This is a genomic window from Rhodococcus sp. 14-2470-1b (assembly GCF_002259415.1).
In the GTDB taxonomy this organism is placed as follows: domain Bacteria; phylum Actinomycetota; class Actinomycetes; order Mycobacteriales; family Mycobacteriaceae; genus Rhodococcoides.
Genome location: NZ_NPFY01000025.1, coordinates 88,525 through 105,654, shown reverse-complemented (window position 1 = coordinate 105,654; position 17,130 = coordinate 88,525). Strand labels below are relative to the sequence as shown.

General features: G+C 64.3%; 20 protein-coding genes. 8 read left to right on the top strand and 12 right to left on the bottom strand.

The window, feature by feature from the left end; all coding sequences use genetic code 11:
- Positions 1-3: 3 nt before the first annotated feature.
- Both CH293_RS19005 and CH293_RS19000 read left to right on the top strand, forming a co-directional pair.
- Positions 4-1,554, top strand: a complete 1,551-nt coding sequence (locus tag CH293_RS19005; RefSeq protein WP_176458401.1) for an FAD-dependent oxidoreductase — start codon at positions 4-6, stop codon at positions 1,552-1,554.
- A gap of 96 nt (positions 1,555-1,650) precedes the next feature.
- Positions 1,651-2,913 carry a DUF2786 domain-containing protein gene (locus CH293_RS19000; protein WP_094721143.1) on the top strand — a complete coding sequence of 421 codons (1,263 nt, stop codon included), beginning with the start codon at positions 1,651-1,653 and terminating at the stop codon, positions 2,911-2,913.
- Between the two features lie 3 nt (positions 2,914-2,916).
- Here CH293_RS19000 and CH293_RS18995 read toward each other — a convergent pair whose 3' ends face one another.
- Positions 2,917-3,909 carry an isopenicillin N synthase family oxygenase gene (locus CH293_RS18995; RefSeq protein WP_094721191.1) on the bottom strand — a complete coding sequence of 331 codons (993 nt, stop codon included), beginning with the start codon at positions 3,907-3,909 and terminating at the stop codon, positions 2,917-2,919.
- A gap of 82 nt (positions 3,910-3,991) precedes the next feature.
- Between CH293_RS18995 and CH293_RS18990 the strand changes: the two genes are divergently transcribed.
- From CH293_RS18990 to CH293_RS18975, 4 genes are read left to right on the top strand one after another with little or no spacing between them, the layout of a single operon-like run.
- Positions 3,992-4,327, top strand: coding sequence for a helix-turn-helix transcriptional regulator (locus tag CH293_RS18990; protein WP_094721141.1), 336 nt, complete (start codon positions 3,992-3,994; stop codon positions 4,325-4,327).
- Positions 4,324-4,791 (top strand): SRPBCC family protein, encoded by a 468-nt coding sequence (locus CH293_RS18985; protein ID WP_037139030.1) that lies wholly within the window; start codon positions 4,324-4,326, stop codon positions 4,789-4,791. Before CH293_RS18990 ends, CH293_RS18985 begins: the two co-directional genes overlap by 4 nt.
- A gap of 24 nt (positions 4,792-4,815) precedes the next feature.
- A complete protein-coding gene (locus CH293_RS18980) occupies positions 4,816-5,193 on the top strand; it encodes a helix-turn-helix transcriptional regulator (protein ID WP_230595472.1) in 378 nt (125 codons plus the stop codon).
- On the top strand, positions 5,190-5,675 hold the full coding sequence (locus tag CH293_RS18975) for an SRPBCC domain-containing protein (protein ID WP_094721139.1): 486 nt from the start codon (positions 5,190-5,192) through the stop codon (positions 5,673-5,675). The genes CH293_RS18980 and CH293_RS18975 overlap by 4 nt, the downstream gene beginning before the upstream one ends.
- A gap of 9 nt (positions 5,676-5,684) precedes the next feature.
- Here CH293_RS18975 and CH293_RS18970 read toward each other — a convergent pair whose 3' ends face one another.
- The 3 genes from CH293_RS18970 to CH293_RS18960 form a co-directional block, all read right to left on the bottom strand.
- The gene (locus tag CH293_RS18970; protein ID WP_019666704.1) at positions 5,685-6,044 is read right to left on the bottom strand and encodes a VOC family protein; all 360 of its coding nucleotides are present in this window, start codon (positions 6,042-6,044) and stop codon (positions 5,685-5,687) included.
- Positions 6,045-6,063: 19 nt separating this feature from the next.
- Positions 6,064-6,474: a VOC family protein gene (locus tag CH293_RS18965; protein ID WP_019666705.1), complete on the bottom strand. Its 411-nt coding sequence runs from the start codon at positions 6,472-6,474 to the stop codon at positions 6,064-6,066.
- 96 nt (positions 6,475-6,570) lie between these two features.
- Positions 6,571-7,530 (bottom strand): DMT family transporter, encoded by a 960-nt coding sequence (locus tag CH293_RS18960; RefSeq protein ID WP_094721137.1) that lies wholly within the window; start codon positions 7,528-7,530, stop codon positions 6,571-6,573.
- Between the two features lie 38 nt (positions 7,531-7,568).
- Here CH293_RS18960 and CH293_RS18955 point away from each other — a divergent pair, with 38 nt between their 5' ends.
- Complete coding sequence (locus CH293_RS18955; RefSeq protein WP_037182299.1) at positions 7,569-8,102, top strand: CGNR zinc finger domain-containing protein; 534 nt, start codon at positions 7,569-7,571, stop codon at positions 8,100-8,102.
- Here CH293_RS18955 and CH293_RS18950 read toward each other — a convergent pair.
- From CH293_RS18950 to CH293_RS18940, 3 genes are all read right to left on the bottom strand, one after another.
- Positions 8,099-8,773 (bottom strand): DUF998 domain-containing protein, encoded by a 675-nt coding sequence (locus CH293_RS18950; RefSeq protein ID WP_255122912.1) that lies wholly within the window; start codon positions 8,771-8,773, stop codon positions 8,099-8,101. The genes CH293_RS18955 and CH293_RS18950 overlap by 4 nt on opposite strands.
- Positions 8,774-8,846: 73 nt before the next feature.
- Positions 8,847-9,374 (bottom strand): dihydrofolate reductase family protein, encoded by a 528-nt coding sequence (locus CH293_RS18945; RefSeq protein WP_094721133.1) that lies wholly within the window; start codon positions 9,372-9,374, stop codon positions 8,847-8,849.
- Positions 9,375-9,428: 54 nt separating this feature from the next.
- Positions 9,429-10,196 (bottom strand): ankyrin repeat domain-containing protein, encoded by a 768-nt coding sequence (locus CH293_RS18940; RefSeq protein ID WP_094721131.1) that lies wholly within the window; start codon positions 10,194-10,196, stop codon positions 9,429-9,431.
- Positions 10,197-10,321: 125 nt separating this feature from the next.
- Between CH293_RS18940 and CH293_RS18935 the strand changes: the two genes are divergently transcribed.
- Positions 10,322-11,122, top strand: coding sequence for an acyl-CoA thioesterase II (locus CH293_RS18935; protein WP_037105279.1), 801 nt, complete (start codon positions 10,322-10,324; stop codon positions 11,120-11,122).
- A gap of 4 nt (positions 11,123-11,126) precedes the next feature.
- Here CH293_RS18935 and CH293_RS18930 read toward each other — a convergent pair whose 3' ends face one another.
- The 5 genes from CH293_RS18930 to CH293_RS18910 all read right to left on the bottom strand — a co-directional run bounded on the left by CH293_RS18930 (position 11,127) and on the right by CH293_RS18910 (position 17,095).
- Complete coding sequence (locus tag CH293_RS18930) at positions 11,127-12,188, bottom strand: superoxide dismutase (RefSeq protein ID WP_094721129.1); 1,062 nt, start codon at positions 12,186-12,188, stop codon at positions 11,127-11,129.
- A gap of 46 nt (positions 12,189-12,234) precedes the next feature.
- On the bottom strand, positions 12,235-13,818 hold the full coding sequence (locus CH293_RS18925; RefSeq protein WP_094721128.1) for an ABC-F family ATP-binding cassette domain-containing protein: 1,584 nt from the start codon (positions 13,816-13,818) through the stop codon (positions 12,235-12,237).
- A 93-nt stretch (positions 13,819-13,911) separates the two neighbouring features.
- The gene (locus tag CH293_RS18920) at positions 13,912-14,763 is read right to left on the bottom strand and encodes a sugar phosphate isomerase/epimerase (RefSeq protein WP_094721127.1); all 852 of its coding nucleotides are present in this window, start codon (positions 14,761-14,763) and stop codon (positions 13,912-13,914) included.
- Entirely contained in the window at positions 14,760-15,941 is a 1,182-nt protein-coding gene (locus CH293_RS18915; RefSeq protein ID WP_094721126.1) for a dihydrodipicolinate synthase family protein, read from the bottom strand. The genes CH293_RS18920 and CH293_RS18915 overlap by 4 nt, the downstream gene beginning before the upstream one ends.
- A complete protein-coding gene (locus tag CH293_RS18910) occupies positions 15,938-17,095 on the bottom strand; it encodes a Gfo/Idh/MocA family protein (protein WP_094721125.1) in 1,158 nt (385 codons plus the stop codon). The genes CH293_RS18915 and CH293_RS18910 overlap by 4 nt, the downstream gene beginning before the upstream one ends.
- Positions 17,096-17,130: the final 35 nt, after the last annotated feature.

Here is a 17,130-nt window from a genome sequence, read left to right as displayed (position 1 = left end):
CTCATGCCCCACGTTGTCACCCAATCGTGTTGCAGCGACGCATCGTGCGTCTACGCATGCCCCGTCAACTGCATTCACCCGACACCCGACGAGCCTGATTTCCTGACGGCAGAGATGCTGCACATCGACCCGGCGTCATGCGTCGACTGCGGGGCGTGCGTGTCGGCGTGCCCCGTCGACGCGATCGTTCCCAAGTCGAAGCTCACCGAGAGTCAGCTTCCGTTCCTCACGATCAACTCCGATTTCTACAAGCAGGAACGGCCGCCGCGTCCGATCCTCGCCCCTGTGTCGCCTGCACCAGCAGTCACCAAGGAACGCGAGCCGCTGCGTGTGGCGATCGTCGGCTCCGGCCCGTCGGCCATGTACGCGGCCGACGAGTTGCTGACGCAGCCCGGGGTGAAGGTCGACGTGTACGACAGACTCCCCCAGCCCCACGGCCTCGCTCGCCTCGGCGTGGCACCCGATCACGAGAAGACTCGTCAGGTGTCGCGTCTGTTCGACCAGATTGCCGCGCAGTCCGGTTTCGAGTTCCACCTCGATACCGAGATCGGCAAGGACATCACCCACGAACAGCTGCTCGAGACTCACCACGCGGTGATCTACGCCGTGGGCGCCTCACGCGACCGCGAGTTGACGATCGACGGCGCGGACCTCCCGGGACGGACGTCGGCTACCGACTTCGTCGCCTGGTACAACGGGCACCCGGACCACTCGCACCGCCGGTACGACCTGTCGCACAAGCGCGCCGTCATCGTCGGCAACGGCAACGTCGCTCTCGATGTCGCGCGCATTCTCACCATCGATCCCGAGCGACTCGTGGGCACCAACGTGCCGGATCACGTGGTGAAGACCCTGCGCGAGTCGAAGATCGAGGAAGTGCTCGTCGTGGGCCGACGCGGTGTTGCGCAGTCGGCGTTCACCGTTCCCGAGTTCGCCGGCCTGCTCTCGACCCCGGGCATCGACATCTCGCTGCACCACGACGAGATCCAACTCGATGCCACCACGGCCGCGCTGGCCGACGCCGACGACCTTCCCCACGCGGTCGCGCAGAAGTTGCAGTTGCTGCGTCGCGTCGAGGACACCCCCGGCGGCGACAACAGGCGCATCGTGCTGCGCTACCTGCTCTCCCCCACCCGCATTCTCGGCGAAACCTCGGTCACCGGAGTCGAATTCGATCGGATGACGCTCGAGACGGACGACGACGGAGGCGTGCGCAGCGTCGCGACGGGCGAGAAGGAAACCGTCGACGCCGGACTCGTGCTCACCTCGATCGGCTACCGAGGCGTCGCGCTTCCCGGTGTGCCCTTCGACGACCGTCGCGGAGTCATCCCCAACGACGACGGCCGTGTGCTCGACTCCCCCGACGGTGAGGTCGTTCCCGGAACCTACGTGACCGGCTGGATCAAGCGCGGACCGTCGGGATTCATCGGAACCAACAAGTCCTGCGCGCAAGGGACCGTTCTGAACCTGGTCGAGGACTTCAACAACGGGCTGCTCCCCGATCTCGGTGTCGCAACCCCACCCCGCCGACAATGGCGACTCCGTCGCACGTGAGTGGATTTGATGTCGTAGTGCCCTGATAGAACTTTCGTCGACAGCGTTGCCAGCCCCTCACTGGCGTCGACGACACTCTCGACGAGGGGAACATTCATGGGCACTTCGGATCTGACTCGCGCCCCGCAGTGGTGGCTCGGGCACAGCAACATCGATATCGACATTCACACTCTGATGACCGCCGGAGTCGATCTGGCGTCCCGTCTGCTGACGGACGAGACGGCACTGCACGCCTTCGTCGGTCGGCTCATGGACATCGAGAATCGGCTTTCGGCGGCTCGGTTGTGCACCGAGAGCTCGGTGTTCTCCGCGTCGCTGCTGGAGACGGCGTTCGAGCGTGGGTGGATGCCTGCAGAACTCGTACACGTCGTCGGCCAGGGCGCAGACAAGGCAGCCGCACCGATGCTGGTGGTCCTTCTCGGCGAGCATGCACGGCGCAGTCATGCGTTCTCTCGTGCTCCCCAGGAGTGGATCGGGCAGTTGCGCACGCTCGGTGTCGATCCGGGTGCGGAGCTCGCCGGCCTCCGCACCAACCGCCGAGTCACGCCGCATGCATTCTGGACCACTTTCCTGCACCTGAATGCCACCGTCCGCCGGCTGCCCACCATGGAAACGACCGGGCCACCGCCGTCTCTTTGGGGCGAGAAGTCGCCATCCGGTCGCGTCAGGTCGGACGAGAAGGTGCTCAACAAGATTCGCGGACTGTTGGCCAAGGCAGAATCGTCGTCGTTCACGGGAGAACGAGAATCGTTCTCCGCCAAGGCGCAGGAACTGATGACGCGCTACGCCATCGATACCGCCATGGTCGACGCGCGCTCGACCGACCCCATCGACTCCCGTGTTTCCGTCAGAAGATTCACCGTCGACAACCCTTACGTCGATGCGAAAATGCGGTTGTTCTCGTCCGTCGCTCGACCCAACGGCGTCAAAACCGTTCACTACCGTAGATTTCAGCTGGTCGCCGCGGTAGGCATGCCCGTCGATATCGACTTGTGCGAGTTGCTCTACACGTCGTTGTTGGTGCAATCGGCCATGGAACTGGACGCGGTGGGTGTCGATTCGAGCAAGCGCGGCAGAGGTTTTCGCCGGTCGTTCCTGTTCGCCTATGCACAGCGAGTCGAGGAGCGCATCACCGAGGCATTCGTCCGAGCTCGCACCGAGGCCGGCGAACAGTACGGCACTGCTCTGGTCCCGGTCTTCGCCGAACGCGACCGAGCCGTCACGGCGATGTTCGACGAGATGTTCCCGAATCTGACGTCGAGGAAGACCAGCTTTTCCAATCGCAGTGGCTGGCACCATGGTCGGGTTGCTGCCGACCGTGCCGACATCACCGGAGGGCGAGAGAAGATCGAGGACTGACCCTCAGTACGCCGAGCTCGGACCGGTCGCCGTGATGCCGTGGTGGATCTCGGCGACATCCGGGTGGGCTCGTGTTCGCGACTTCCAGGCGTTCTCGCCGTAGGTCGCGAAGATGGGGTTGTTGGGATCGTTCTCGACGCCCCGGCTTCGAGCGGCGAGTTCGTCGGGCAGTTCGACAATGGGAATCACGGCGTCCAGGGCTGGATTGAGGAAGAACGGAATCGATACTCGGTCGGTGCCCTCACTGGGCGCGACGACGCGGTGGCGGGTGGCACGCAAGTATCCTTGCGTCGCCACTTCGAGGAGCTCTCCGATGTTGACGATGAACGCGTCCTGGACGGGCGGAACGTCGATCCACTCGTCCGGCGAGAGCTCCACCTGTAGGCCTCGGGAGTGCGGCTCGACGAGCAGCAACGTCAATACTCCTGAATCCTTGTGTGCACCCACTCCCTGCGGGTTCTCGGAGCTTCCGGGGTACCGCACCACCTTGATCAGGGTTGCTGGACTGTGTGCGAATGCGTCGTCGAACACGCCGGGCTCGGCACCGAGTGCCGTTGCCCATTGCCGTAGCAGCCGCAGGCCCATGTCGGACAGTTCCTGTTCCCACGCTTCGAACGCGGGACGCAGCTCCGGCAGCGCCGACGGCCAGAGGTTCGGCCCCTGCAAGTGCCAGTAGCCCTCTGCCCCGTCGACGAGGGCACGTTCGGGGCCGATGTCGATCTGTTCGCGCCAGTCGGTTCGTCCGTTGGTGAGCTCTCCACCGAGACGCGAGTACCCACGAAACTGCGGACTTTTCAGTTGAGAGATCTCGTCCTTGGCGCCCTCGTCCAGGTCGAAGAACTCCCGTGCCAGGCGCAGGACCTCCGCGATTCGGGAGCCGGACACCCCGTGGCCGGTCAGGTAGAAGAACCCGGATTCGTGGGCGGCGGCGAGCAGGTCGGCGCGAAAGCGCACCGGATCGGAGTCCGCGTGTGTGAGGTCGAGAACCGGAAGCATGCTGTCCAGTATCGAACTCTGCATCGACATCCGCTAATACTTAGCTCTTGCGCTAACCATCCGAACGTTGATAGTTTGCCTCATGGCTCAGTTTTCGCCGACGCTCGATCTCGTCTTCCACGCACTGTCCGATCCCACCCGGCGGGCCGTTCTCGCACGCCTGGGACGAGGGCCGGCAAGCGTCGGAGAGTTGGCCGAGCCGTTCTCCATGGCCCTACCGTCCTTCCTGAAACACATCCGCCTGCTCGAGGACAGCGGGTGCATTCTGACCCACAAGACCGGGCGAACACGTATCTGCACGCTCGTCGCCGATCCGTTCTCCGCCGTCGAACTGTGGCTCGAGAAACAGCGTTCCACCTGGGAAGCGCACACCAACCGTCTCGAACAGTTCGTCACCGAAACACAGGAGCCGTCATGACACACACGCAATCCGACCTCGATCTGACCGTCTCTCGGATCATTCGCGCACCACGCACACGAGTGTGGGAAGCCTGGACGACACCCTCCCAGCTGGAACAGTGGTGGGTCCCGAAGCCCGCTACGGCACGTGTCGTCGACCTCGACCTGCGACCGGGTGGATCGTTCGTCACCGAGATCAGTGAGACAGAAGAGACGTTCGGGCCGCACATCGCGGGATGCTTCCTCGACGTCGTCGACGGGGAACGGTTGGTGTTCACGAATGCACTCACTGCAGGCTGGCGACCGGCTACCGACCCGTTCATCACTGCCGTCATCACGTTCGCCGACCACCCGGACGGGACCGAGTATCTCGCGACGGTCATGCACAAGGATGCAGCCACGGCTGCGCAGCACGTCGAGCTCGGTTTTCACGACGGGTGGGGAACCGTCACCCGGCAGCTCGCCGAACTGGCCGAGGCCTGACAGGAAGTCCTCGACCCTTGACCGATGCCGCCCGACCGCCTAACGTACAACCAAATGGTTGTAGATGAAGTGAGCGATGCCGATCTCGACCGCCTCTTCCAGGCGTTCGCGGACACCACTCGGCGCGACATCGTGTCCAGGCTTCTACGGAACGAGCATTCGGTGTCCTCGCTCGCCGCTCACTACTCCATGAGTTTCGCGGCCGTACAGAAGCACGTTGCGATTTTGGAACGCGCTTCGGTCGTGAGCAAAGAGAAGCGCGGACGGGAGCAGATCGTGCGAATTCATTTGGTAGGCATCGAAAGAGCACGAGCACTGCTGGCCGAGTACGAAACGATCTGGCGCCGACGCGTCGACCGGATCGCCGATATCCTCGCCGAAGACCAGGGAGAACCCTCATGAGCGTCATCAGCACAACACAGAACCCCGACCGACTGAACTTCACGATCGTCGCCGAGTTCGACGCGACAGTCGACCGGGTGTGGCAGATCTGGGCCGACCCTCGTCAGCTCGAACGCTGGTGGGGCCCACCGACCTGGCCCGCGACCTTCGACACCCTCGAGTTCGTCGAAGGTGGCAAGGCGCTCTATTACATGACCGGTCCCGACGGCGAGAAGGCCCGCGGGTGGTGGCGCATCACGTCACTGGACGCTCCGTCGAGCCTGTCGTTCGACGACGGTTTCGCCGACGACGACTGGAACCCCATCGACAACGTGGGCGTCACGAAGACCGCCGTCACGCTCGAGGACGTCGACGGACGTACCCGCATGACGACGGTTGCGACCTTCGTCAGTGCCGAGCAGATGAACACGCTCATCGAGATGGGCATGGAGGAAGGCATGAGCCTGGCCATGGGGCAGATCGACGCCGTGCTTGCTGGGTAGTACCGGAAACTACTGCGCCGCCCAGATTCCCAGTTCGTTTCCGCTCGGGTCGGTGAAGTGAAAGCGTCGACCTCCGGGGAATTCGTACGGCCCGTTGACCACTTCACCGCCGGCTGCGGTCACTGCGTCCAGTGACGCTTCCAGGTCGTCGGAGTAGAGCAGAACGAACGGGCCACCGGTCGGGCGTGGTTCGGTGGAGAGCGCGAGACCACCGACCTCGTCCCCGTCGGCGCCTTGGATTCCGGCGTACTCGGGCCCGTAGTTGTTGAACCCCCAGCCGAATGCGCCGGAGTAGAAGGCCTGGGCTGCGGCCAGGTCTGTAACTGTAAGTTCGATGTAGTTCAGTCGATGGTGCATGTTCTCGGCCATGTCGGCAGCCTACTTTCCGTCACGAACCTGCGATGTTGACCAGCCAGTTGATGCCGAATCTGTCCGTGAGCATGCCGAAGGTGTCACCCCACGGGGCCTTGTTCAGACCCATCGTGTTCTGTGCCCCGTCGGCCAGTGTGTTCCAGTATCCGGTCAATTCGGCCTCGTCTTCGCCACTGAGCGAGACGGAGATGTTGTCGCCGACGTTCAGGTTCATGCTCGACGGCGTGTCCGCACCCATCAGAGTCAGACCGCTGGGCGAGACGAGTTGGCCGTGCATGATCTGGTCTTTCTCGGCCGGGTCGTCGCTCGCACCGAAGTCTGCGAACGTGTTGAGAGTGAGCTCGCCTCCGAACACGGAGTGGTAGAACTGCAGTGCCTCACGGGCGTCGCCGCGAAAGTTGAGATACGGATTCAGGCGGGTCGTCATGATGTCTCCTCGCGCTCGGTGCAGGCTACTTCGGGGTTCGACGACAATCCTAGGAGCCTGGCTGCTGGCGGGGGCGTGTTCGAATATGTACGGCACTCACGGGATACGCGGCTCACCCAGCTTGACCACGATGACTCCGATCAGGATGAGAACGCCGCCCGAGATCTGAACGAGCCGTGGCGTTTCACCGAGAAGCAGCCAGGCGAAGAGCAGAGCCGACACCACTTCCGTGAGCCCGACGAACGACGCGAGTCTCGACCCCAACCTGCGAATGGCGGCAATTCCGCACACGTAGGCCAGCGCTGCCGTCACGATTCCCAGCCCGAGGACAGACCCCCACCAGGGCATGGTCGCGCCGGCGAGGACGACATCGTCGGTGCTCGCCGCGAAGGGAACCACTCCGAGCGCGCCTGCGACGAGCAGAATCGTTCCGCCGCACAGCAATCCGGCAGCGGCCAGCGTCAACGGGGGCAGCCCGTTTCCCTCGTCGGCGGACATGATCCAGTACACGGCCGCGCCCGCCATTGCTGCCAGCGCCCACAGGACCCCGAGAGGGTCCAACGAAGCACCGGACACGAGATCGAGCACCAGGAACAAGCCGACGGCGGCGACGGCAGCGCCACCGACCGTCACCAGCGTCGGGCGCTGCCCTCGCCGCAACCACATCCACCCGATGACTGCCACCGGAGAGGTGAATTCGATGAGCAGCGCCACCCCGACCGGCATGTAGTTCACCGCGTTGAAGAATGCCAACTGGCAACCGGCGACGGCGAACACGCCGTAGGCGAGGATGGTGCGCAGATTCTTCGACAGCAGTGCCCACCGTCCCCGTAACGCGAGCACGCCGGGAACCAGAAGGACGGCGGCAGCGATCATGATCCTCGCCGTGACGGCGGACCCAGCCGTCCACCCGGCGTCGAGCAGGCTCTTCGCCAGCGGCCCGGACAGCCCGAACGCGGCCGATGACACAACCGCCAATCCCAGACCCGAGGCCAGCCTGGAGGGAGTGGCTGCCATCCCACCCGAGGAAGTTGCGTCATTGGTCAATGCCGTCATGGCTCATTACAGTAGGAACCGATTGGTAAGGTGTCAACATGGTTTTCACCGATGACACCGCAGGTGCGCTGGTGTCCGCCGTGGCCTTGGCCAACTCGGGCGAGGATCCCGACACACTCGTGACCCGAGACCAGCTGAAGGAGTTCTTCGCCCGACACCACTACACGGGACGGTTCGACGGCGACGCAGCCGAGCTCGATGCCGTCCGCGCCCTGCGTCCGTCGTTGCGCACTTTGCTGACGAGCGACCGTGACACTGCGGTGGAGCTCGTCAACACGATCCTGGCCGACGCCTGCGCCTTGCCCCGACTGGTCCGCCACGGCGAGACCGACTGGCACCTGCACGCGGTCAGCGACGACAGTCCCCTTGCGCGACGCATCGCCGTCGAGACCGCGATGGCGATGATCGACGTCATCCGCGCCGACGAATTCTCTCGTCTGACCATCTGTGCAGCCGACTGCGAGGGCATCGTGCTCGACCTCTCGCGTAATCGATCGCGCAAGTTCTGCAGCACAGCGTGCGGTAACCGCACCGCCGTCGCGGCGTACCGGACGAGGCAGGCCGGAACTTAACGCTCGCGCACCCTTGTCACCGACGCCGCCCGAACCCAGAGGGCCAGCGAGATGAGCGCCAGCACCTCGGCGACCACCAGGGCGCGCTCGACGTAACCCAGCGTGACGACCCGGTACCAGGGAGTCGTCGTGGTCGCGCCGACGACGAGCGCGTACAGGATGGGGAGCAACGTGGCCACCGACAGGAATGCCAGGCCGAGCGTCGACCGCGCTCGAACACCCCAGCGCTCGTCCCGTAGCCACGGGAGGGAGAAGGCGATCACGGCGATCGGCACACTCACGAACGCCACTGCCGCACCGGCCCGGTGGATGGCACCGCCGAGCCCGAGTGTGGCGTCGTTGCTCCAATCCTGTTTGGGGACGGCGACAACGGCGACGAGGCCGACGGTCCACAGCGTGTGGGCAACCGCCGCTGTCGATCGTGGCCTGACCAACCCGGTGCGAACCGCAGCCACCAGCGTCGCGGCGGATCCCAGCGCAAGAAGCAGCACTCCTGCGGCGAAGACCCACTGCTGGGCGCCGAGGCCGTACTCACTGATGGTTCGGCGCAGGTGGCTGGGATTGCTCGCCGCGGTGTGAATGTCCAGCACGAGCACCAGCACGGAACCGAGGATGATGGCGACGGCACCGGCCGAGGCGGGTCGCACGAGGCGCGGTATGTCGATCGTCACCCGATCCACTGTGCCCGAAGAATCCGCCTTCAGGCTCGTCCCCGAAGTGGAAGTCACAGAACCGCGCGCCGTATCAGCGAAGCACGCGGTACCAGTTCTCGACTTCTCCGGGGATGCGTTCGAGGGTCACCCGCTCACCACCAGGGCGGTCGAAGAGGCGCACACCGTCGCCGAGGAGAACCGGCGCCGTGAAGACCAGGATCTCGTCGAGCAGTCCCTCGTCGATGCACTGCCGGGCGACATCGGCGCCAAGCACGTTGACATACTGCTCCCCCGCCGCGGCGACAGCGCATTCGACGGCTACGTGCAGGTCGGTGGCGACCGAGACACCGGGAATGGGATTCACCGGAGGTCGATGCGTCAGCAGCACGGTGGGGCCGTCGTACTGGCCACCGAACGCACCCTCGGCATCCGTTCCTCGATTGGGGTCGTCACCGAAGAAGGTGACGGCTCCACACAGAATTGCTCCGATTCGGGACAGCAGTCGATCTGCAGCTTCGTTCGGCTCCCCCACGTACTCGCTCAGCCAGGACATGTCCCCGCCGGGACCGGCGATGAATCCGTCGAGCGACATCGTCGCCGAATACAGCAGTGTGGCCATAACGTTGTACCTCTCTGGTCGGTTGCACGTTGAGACCTGCCGCGAGCGACGGAATCATCGGCCGGTCTCGATCGGAAATCCTCGGGCGCGCATCTCGTCGACCAGCTTCTCGCGTGAAGACAGGAAGTCGCGATTCATCACTGTGTCGTTCGTCCGAAACAGCGAGGGTAGGAACGTCTCACCGGTGTCGTTACGCAAACCGGCGTCGGCTCCGGCTTTCACGAGCCGCAGGCACATGTCGACGTTGTTCACCGCCGCCGCCGAGAACAACGGAGTCTGACGACTCACTGTCTGACGGGTGTCGAGCGACGCCCCGGCGTCGATCATCACGTCGAGCATGTCCTCGCGACCGTACAGCGCGATGCCGTGAACGGCGTTGCCGCCGAAGCGATCCGGTGACTCGACGAGGGTTGCATCCCAGTTCAGCAGTGCCTGCATGGATTCGATGTTGTCTCGCAGCACTGCGTAGTTGAGGGCGTTGTAGCCGCCGACGGTCTCTGCGCGAGCGTCGGCTCCGGCTTCCAAGAGGGTGGTCACCGTGCGCGCCGAACCGAATTCGACCGCCCACAGCACAGGTGTTATCGCTGCTCGTTTGGGGTCGTGGTCGTTGCTGAGCGACTCGATGTCCGCGCCGTCCTCGACGAGGGAACGCACCTCGTCCAGGTTTCCCTTCTGTGCGGCGTCCAGCAGTGCGACGACTCGCGGGTCGTCGAAGTACTTGTCCGCGTCTGCGCCGAAGAACCTGGACAGCGGCTCGAAGGCACAACCGGAGAGGCACAGAGCCACCAGCAACGGGAGTGCCCACTTCGTGACCTTCGACATGACCGGTCCTTTCATTCGATGTAGAACGACCGTATGCGCGAACGAACAGCGGGCGAATCGGTGAAACTACTCGAGTCCGGTACTATGACGCGCAGCATAGAACCGCCGATCAGAGCAGGGGAACGATGTCCGACGATCATCAGTTCGACGACGCGATTGCACTCGAAAGCATCAGCCCCGGAGTGTTCCTGGGCCGCACCTCGGCGCCGTACAACAACATGGTCGGCCCGTTCGGTGGCGTGACGGCAGCAGCCTTCGTGCGAGCCGTCCGGCTGCATCCCGATCGTCTCGGCGACCCGGTCTCGCTCACGATCAACTTCGCCGGCCCCATCACCGAGGGCGAATTCCAGATCTCGACGCGCGCGGTGCGCACCAATCGATCGAACCAGCACTGGTACCTGGAATTGACCCAGGACGGCGTCGTTGCGACGACGGCGACCGCCGTGTTCGGCACTCGACGCGACACCTGGGACGACGACGAAGCCACGGCGCCGGCCGTGCCTGCGCCGTCCGAACTCGAGCCCGGTGGTTTCCCGGAGTTCATCGCGTGGGCGCGAAACTACGAAATGCGTTTCGCCGCAGGCGCGTTGAGCGAGAACGAAGCTGCAGACTCCGCCATCGCCCTGTGGGTCAGGGACACCCCGGCACGCGCATTGGATTTCGAGTCACTGACGTCGATGTGCGACGTGTTCTACCCACGCGTCTTCCAGCGCCGCGGCAAGTACGTGCCTGCCGGCACCATCTCGCTCACCATCCACTACTTCGCGACGGCCGACGATCTTGCTGTGCAGTCGGATTCGTTCGTTCTCGCGAACGCCGCAGCCCGACGGTTCCACAAGGGGTACTTCGATCAGTCGGCCGAGCTGTGGAGCAGCGACGAGAAGCTACTGGCGACAAGCCATCAGGTGGTCTACTACAAGGACTGAGCGCCTATTCTCGGATGGAGCTGACGGTGAAGGGCTCCACCGGATCTCCTCCCCGCTTGTCGAACTGACTGTTCACCACGAGCAGGCGATCGTCCGTGGCAGCGACGGTCGTCGGGTAGGCGAACGATCCGTCGGTGATCTCTCCGACGACTCGGCCGGACCTACCGTCGTCGGACAGCTCCACCCGTGAGATGAGTCCGTCGCGATTGCGGACGACGTAGAGCGTGTCGTCGTCGAGCTCGAGTCCGTCGGCGTTCACGAGAGTCCGACCGCCGAGATCGACTTGGGTCACTTCCTTCGACCGTCCGTCGACTCGGTACAGGTTTCCGGTGGACGACTGCGCGACGACCAATGCGTCGTCGTCGACCTCGACAATGCCGTTGGCGTTGAAGCCCTCGCCGTACTGGAACGGAGTGCCGTCGAAGTCGACGAAGGTTTCGAGCGGACCGTCCTGAGCTCCGTCGCGCACCTGCACTGCTGGAATGCGGAACAGCGCGGGGCTGCGCGAATCGGTGACGAACACGTCGCCGTTGTCGGCGATCGCGACGTCGTTCAGGAATGTCGCGTCCTCGCCGAGGCCGTTGGTGAACGTGCCGACGAGGGAACCGGACACACTGTCGTAGACCCAGACCTTGCCGGTGGGTCCCCCTGCGATGACGAGGCGGTTCACGTCGTCGACGTCGTTGTCGTTGTCGTCGTTGTCATCGTTGTCGTCACCATCGGAGACGTCGAGGCCCGCCGCGGCGGTTCGCCCGTCTGCACCGCCGGGTAGGAACACCTCCAGCTCAGGGGTGCCGAGCGTTCCCCGGAACACTGTTCCGTCGCCCGTCGACGTCACGTAGAACGTCTCGTCGTCGGCGGCGATGCCCTCGGGAAACACATCCGTTCCCGGCAGGGTGTAGATATCGGCGTTCGACGGCGCAGTTGTCGGTGTCGACGACGCCGGCGCCTGAGACGAGGACGTGGTGTCAGGCGCGGCGGCCGGCGTCGGATCGGAGGATCCGCATGCCGCCGCAAGCGCGGTGACTGCAGCAAGGGCGGGGATCACGAAGGGGGCGCGTTTCACCCTCCCGAGTGTTCCATATGTCCGAAATATTGGCTGCCGTCCCACGTCACAGCGGCATTTGCACCCCGGCAGTTTCGGCGACGCCGCCCTGACCGTCGAAGGACAGTTGCCGCACGGCCACTTTTTCGACGAAGAACCGGTCGTGGCTGACGAGGATCACGGCGCCCGGGAACGCGATGAGGGCGCGTTCGAGCACTTGTGTACTGGCCAGGTCCAGGTGGTTGGTGGGCTCGTCGAGGACGATGACGCCTGCTCCGAACAACAGGCACTGTGCCAGCGCGACACGTGCTTTCTGCCCGCCGGACAGGACGCCGATGCGCGTCTTGAGATCGAGTTCCGAGAATTGGAGCAAGGTCAGGAAGCGATTGACTTCCTTCTTCGTGGCGGTGAATGCCAGGCTGCCGGGCATGGCGTTCACTGCGTGCGTGACGGTGTCGTCGGGGTCCAGGTCCGCGAGTACCTTGTTGTAGTAGATGAACGACGGCGCTTTGGTCTTCCACTTGACCTTGCCGGCGTCGGGTTGCTGTGCGCCGGTGAGGATGTCGACGAGAGTTGTCTTTCCGCATCCGTTGGGGCCGGTGATCGCGATCCGGTCTCCTCGGTGAATCTCGAAGGACACGTCGGAGAAAAGATCCTGATCGCCATGGCTTTTGGAGATCCCGCTGATTTCCGCCAGGTTGTCGTGGACGTGCAGACCCCCGTAGATGGCGGTGACCACGGTGTCGACGGGTCGAGGATTCTTGGCCTTCTTGATGTTCGCGAGCCTGCGCTTGAGGACGCCGCTCGGGTTCTTCAGCGCTTCTTTTCTATCGGAGATGGCTTCCTGTTCGTACGCCAGCAACTGCTGTTCGCTACTGAATTCTCGTTCGAGGTTTTTCAGCCGGAACTGCTTTTGCACAACGTATTCCGAGTACGAACCGTCGTACGTCTGCAGGTGATGGTTCTCGATCTCGACGATGCTGGTGACCACTTGCTCGAGGAAGTGCCGGTCGTGCGACACCACCAGCAGGGCTCCGCGGAAGTCTCGCAGCCAGCGTTCGAGCCACGCGATGCCTGCGACGTCGAGGAAGTTGGTGGGCTCGTCGAGCAACAGTACGTCCGGCGCTTCGAGCAGAATCTTCGCGAGCGCGGCGCGGTTTCTCCAGCCGCCGGACAACTTGCCGACGGGCAGATCCCGACGGTCGGCGTTGAACCCGAGCATGGACAGCACGGTGTCGATCTGCTGGTGGTAGGTCCAGCCGCCACTGCTGTCCATCGCTTCGAGCAACTCCGCCTGGCGATCGACGAGCTTGTACATCTGCTTCTCGTCCAGATCGCCACCCAACGCTGCCTCGACCTCGGCGAGCTCGGATTCGATCGCATGCACGGCTTTGAAGAGCGACTCCAGCTCGGCTTGGATGCTGCGCTCACCGTCGAGTTCCGAGAACTGGGAGAAGTACCCGATGCGGGCACCGTCGGTGACGTCGACGATTCCGGAATCCGGCTGCTCACGCCCCAACAGCAGCTGCAGCAGGGTCGTCTTGCCGGTGCCGTTGCGTCCGATCAGGCCGATCCTGTCGCCGTCGGCGAGCTTGAAGAACACTTCGCGAAGCATCACCTTGCCGTCGTATCCCTTGGCGACGTCGTTCATGCGGATCCAACTCAAACGAAACAGCTCCTACTAGGGATGTGACAGGGTATCGCCGACAACTGTAGGCCAGTTCACGGCGATCCCCGTCCACGCTCATCCCACGAGAGCCGGTAGCACCAGGTCGCGGTAGCGCTGTTTCATCGTGTCGACGACCAGGTCGCAGTCGGTGTCCCAGACTGCGGTGTTGAAGATCTCGACTTCGACGTCGCCGCGGTAGCCTGCCTCGCGTACCCAGGTGCCGATGGTCGTGAAGTCGATGACGCCGTCACCCATCATTCCGCGGGAGAGCAGTGGGTCGGCTTCCATCGGCACCAGCCAGTCGCATACCTGGTAGGAGCTGATGCGGCCACGTCGTCCCGCGGTGCGGATCAGCTCGTCCAGGTCCGGATCCCACCAGATGTGGAAGGTGTCGACGACGACGCCGACTGCCTCGGCCGGGTGGGGTTCGGCCATGGACAGTGCCTGTCCCAGAGTGGAGATGACGGCGCGATCGGCAACATACATCGGATGCAGCGGTTCGAGCGCTATTCGCACTCCCCGCTCGCGGGCGTACGGAACCAACTGGGCCAGGCGATCTTCGACGCGTGCGCGGGCGCCGATCAGGTCCTTGTCCGGGATTCCTCCCATCACCATGACCAGTTCCGGCGCTCCGAGTTCTGCGGCCTCGTCGAGTGCTCGGCGGTTGTCGTCGAGCCCGTCGTCGTCGACTGCGGTCAGAAATCCGCCTCGGCACAGGCTCGATACGCGCAGGCCTGCGTCGGACACCAGCTTGGCAGCCTGCGCCACACCGACTTCGTGTACGCGGTCTCGCCATGGGCCGACGGCGCCGAGTCCGGCGCGAGCGGCGCCGTCGACCGCTTCCTTCAAGGTCCACCTGTTGACCGTCTTGGTGTTCAAGGACAGCGCAGCGTAGGGGTTGTCGAGGTCGTAGCAGGCAAGCGTCACGACGTGACTCCGTTCAGTTCCAGGAACAGCTCCATGCGGTGCACGGCCAACGAGGGATCGTCGAGCAGGCCTGCCCTGTCGGCCAGGACGAACAACTGCGTCAGATGTTCGACGCTTCGGCCCGACGCCAGGCCCCCGACCATCGAGAACCCCGGTTGTTTTCCGCGCAGCCAGGACAGGAAGGCGATACCGGTTTTGTAGTAGTAGGTGGGCGCGGAGAAGATGTGGCGTCCCAGCTCCTGCGTCGAGCGCAGGATCTCCTCTGCACGTACGGTATTGCCGCGGTCGAGTTCCTGCAGGGCCGTCGACGCCGCGGGGTAGATGCCGGCGAAGATGCCGAGCAATGCGTCGGAGTGGCCGTGCTCGTCGCCGATGATCAACTCCGGGTAGTTGAAGTCGTCGCCGGTGTACAACCGCACGCCCGGCGGTAGTGCTCGGCGCAAGGCGATCTCGTGCTGTGCGTCGAGCAGGGAGACCTTGACGCCGTCGACCTTGTCCGCGTGCTCGTCGACGAGTCCGCGGAACACCGAGGTGGCCTCGGAGATGTCGACGCTTCCCCAGTAGCCGGCGAGTGCCGGGTCGAACATAGTACCCAGCCAGTGCAGGATGACGGGCCGATCGACTTCGCGAAGCAACGTGGAGTAGACGTAGCGGTAGTCGTCCGGTGACGCCGCGACTTTGGCGAGAGCGCGGGAGGCCATGACGATGACGTTGGCACCCGCTTCGGTGACGACGGCGATCTGCTCGCGGTAGGCGCCCAGGACCATCTCGAGCCCGGCTCGACCCGTCGGCACGGCGTCGAGGTCCAGTTGGTCCGTTCCGGCACCGCAGGCCAGCAGTCCACCGACCTGTGCTGCTTCCGCACCCGAACGCCTGATCAGCTCCGCGGTCGCGGCCCAGTCCAACCCCATCCCGCGCTGGGCTGTGTCCATGGCGTCGGCAACGCCGAGTCCGTAGGACCAGAGTTCGCGACGGTAGGCAAGCGTTGCGTCCCAGTCGATGTCCGCGAGTGCGCCGGGCGTGTTGTCTCCGGTGGCACGTGGAACGACGTGCGCGGCGGCGTAGACGATGCGCGAGGCGATCGGGCTCGTCGGCCGTGTCCACTCCCCTGGCTCTCCCAGCGTGTGAATGCCTCTGCCCGGCAACGCTATCGCCACACGCTGATCGACCGCGGTCACAGCGTGATCTCCGGAACGTCGAGTCGGCGGCCTTCCGCGGAGCTGCGGAGACCCAGCTCGGCCAGTTGCACTCCCCGAGCGGCGGAGAGCAATCCGTACCGGTGCGGTCGCTCGGCGATCACGTCACGGAGGAATTCTTCCCACTGCAGCTTGAATCCGTTGTCGAGCTCCGCGTTCGCGGGTACGTCGAGCCACTGGTCGCGGAACGGTTCCGTCACCGGGAGATCCGGGTTCCACACGGGCTTCGGTGTGTGGGATCGGTGCTGGGCGACGCACGTGCGCAGCCCGGCGACTGCGGAGCCGTGCGTGCCGTCGACCTGGAATTCGACGAGTTCGTCGCGGAACACCCGCACCGCCCACGACGAATTGATCTGGGCGACGACGCCGTTCTCGAGCTCGAAGATGCCGTAGGCGGAATCGTCGGCGGTGGCCGTGTATTCGCGCCCCTGCTCGTCCCAGCGTGTCGGAATGTGGGTCGACGCCTTGGCGGTGACGGTCTCGACCTTGCCGAGGATGCCTTCGAGAACGTAGTTCCAGTGGCAGAACATGTCGATGATGATGCCGCCGCCGTCCTCGGAGCGGTAGTTCCAGCTGGGACGCTGCGCCGGCTGACCGTCGCCTTCGAAAACCCAGTAGCCGAATTCGCCTCGCAGCGAGAGAATTCGACCGAAGAATCCCTCGTCGACCAGTCTCTTGAGCTTCACCAACCCTGGCAGGTAGAGCTTGTCGTGCACGACTCCTGCGGTGACGGAGGCGTTCTCGGCGATGCGGGCCAGTTCGATCGCTTCGGTGAGGGTCTCTGCGGTCGGCTTCTCGGTGAAGATGTGCTTGCCCGCCTTCATCGCCGACGCCAGTGCTTCGGCCCGTCGCGAGGTCACCTGGGCGTCGAAGTAGATGTCGATACTCTGATCGTCGATGACGGATGCGGCGTCGGTGCTGTATTCCGTGATGCCGTGCAGTGCGGCGAGTTCCTGCAGCTTGGCTTCGTTGCGACCGACGAGGATCGGCTCGACCTGGACGCGTGAGCCGTCGGCGAGAAGGACGCCGCCTTCCTCGCGAATGGGGAGGATCGAACGCAGGAGGTGCTGACGGTAACCCATGCGGCCGGTGACACCGTTCATGGCGATACGCAGGGTACGAGTGGGGTTGGGCATAGCAGTTGCCTGTTCTTCAGGAGGGACGTCGAGAT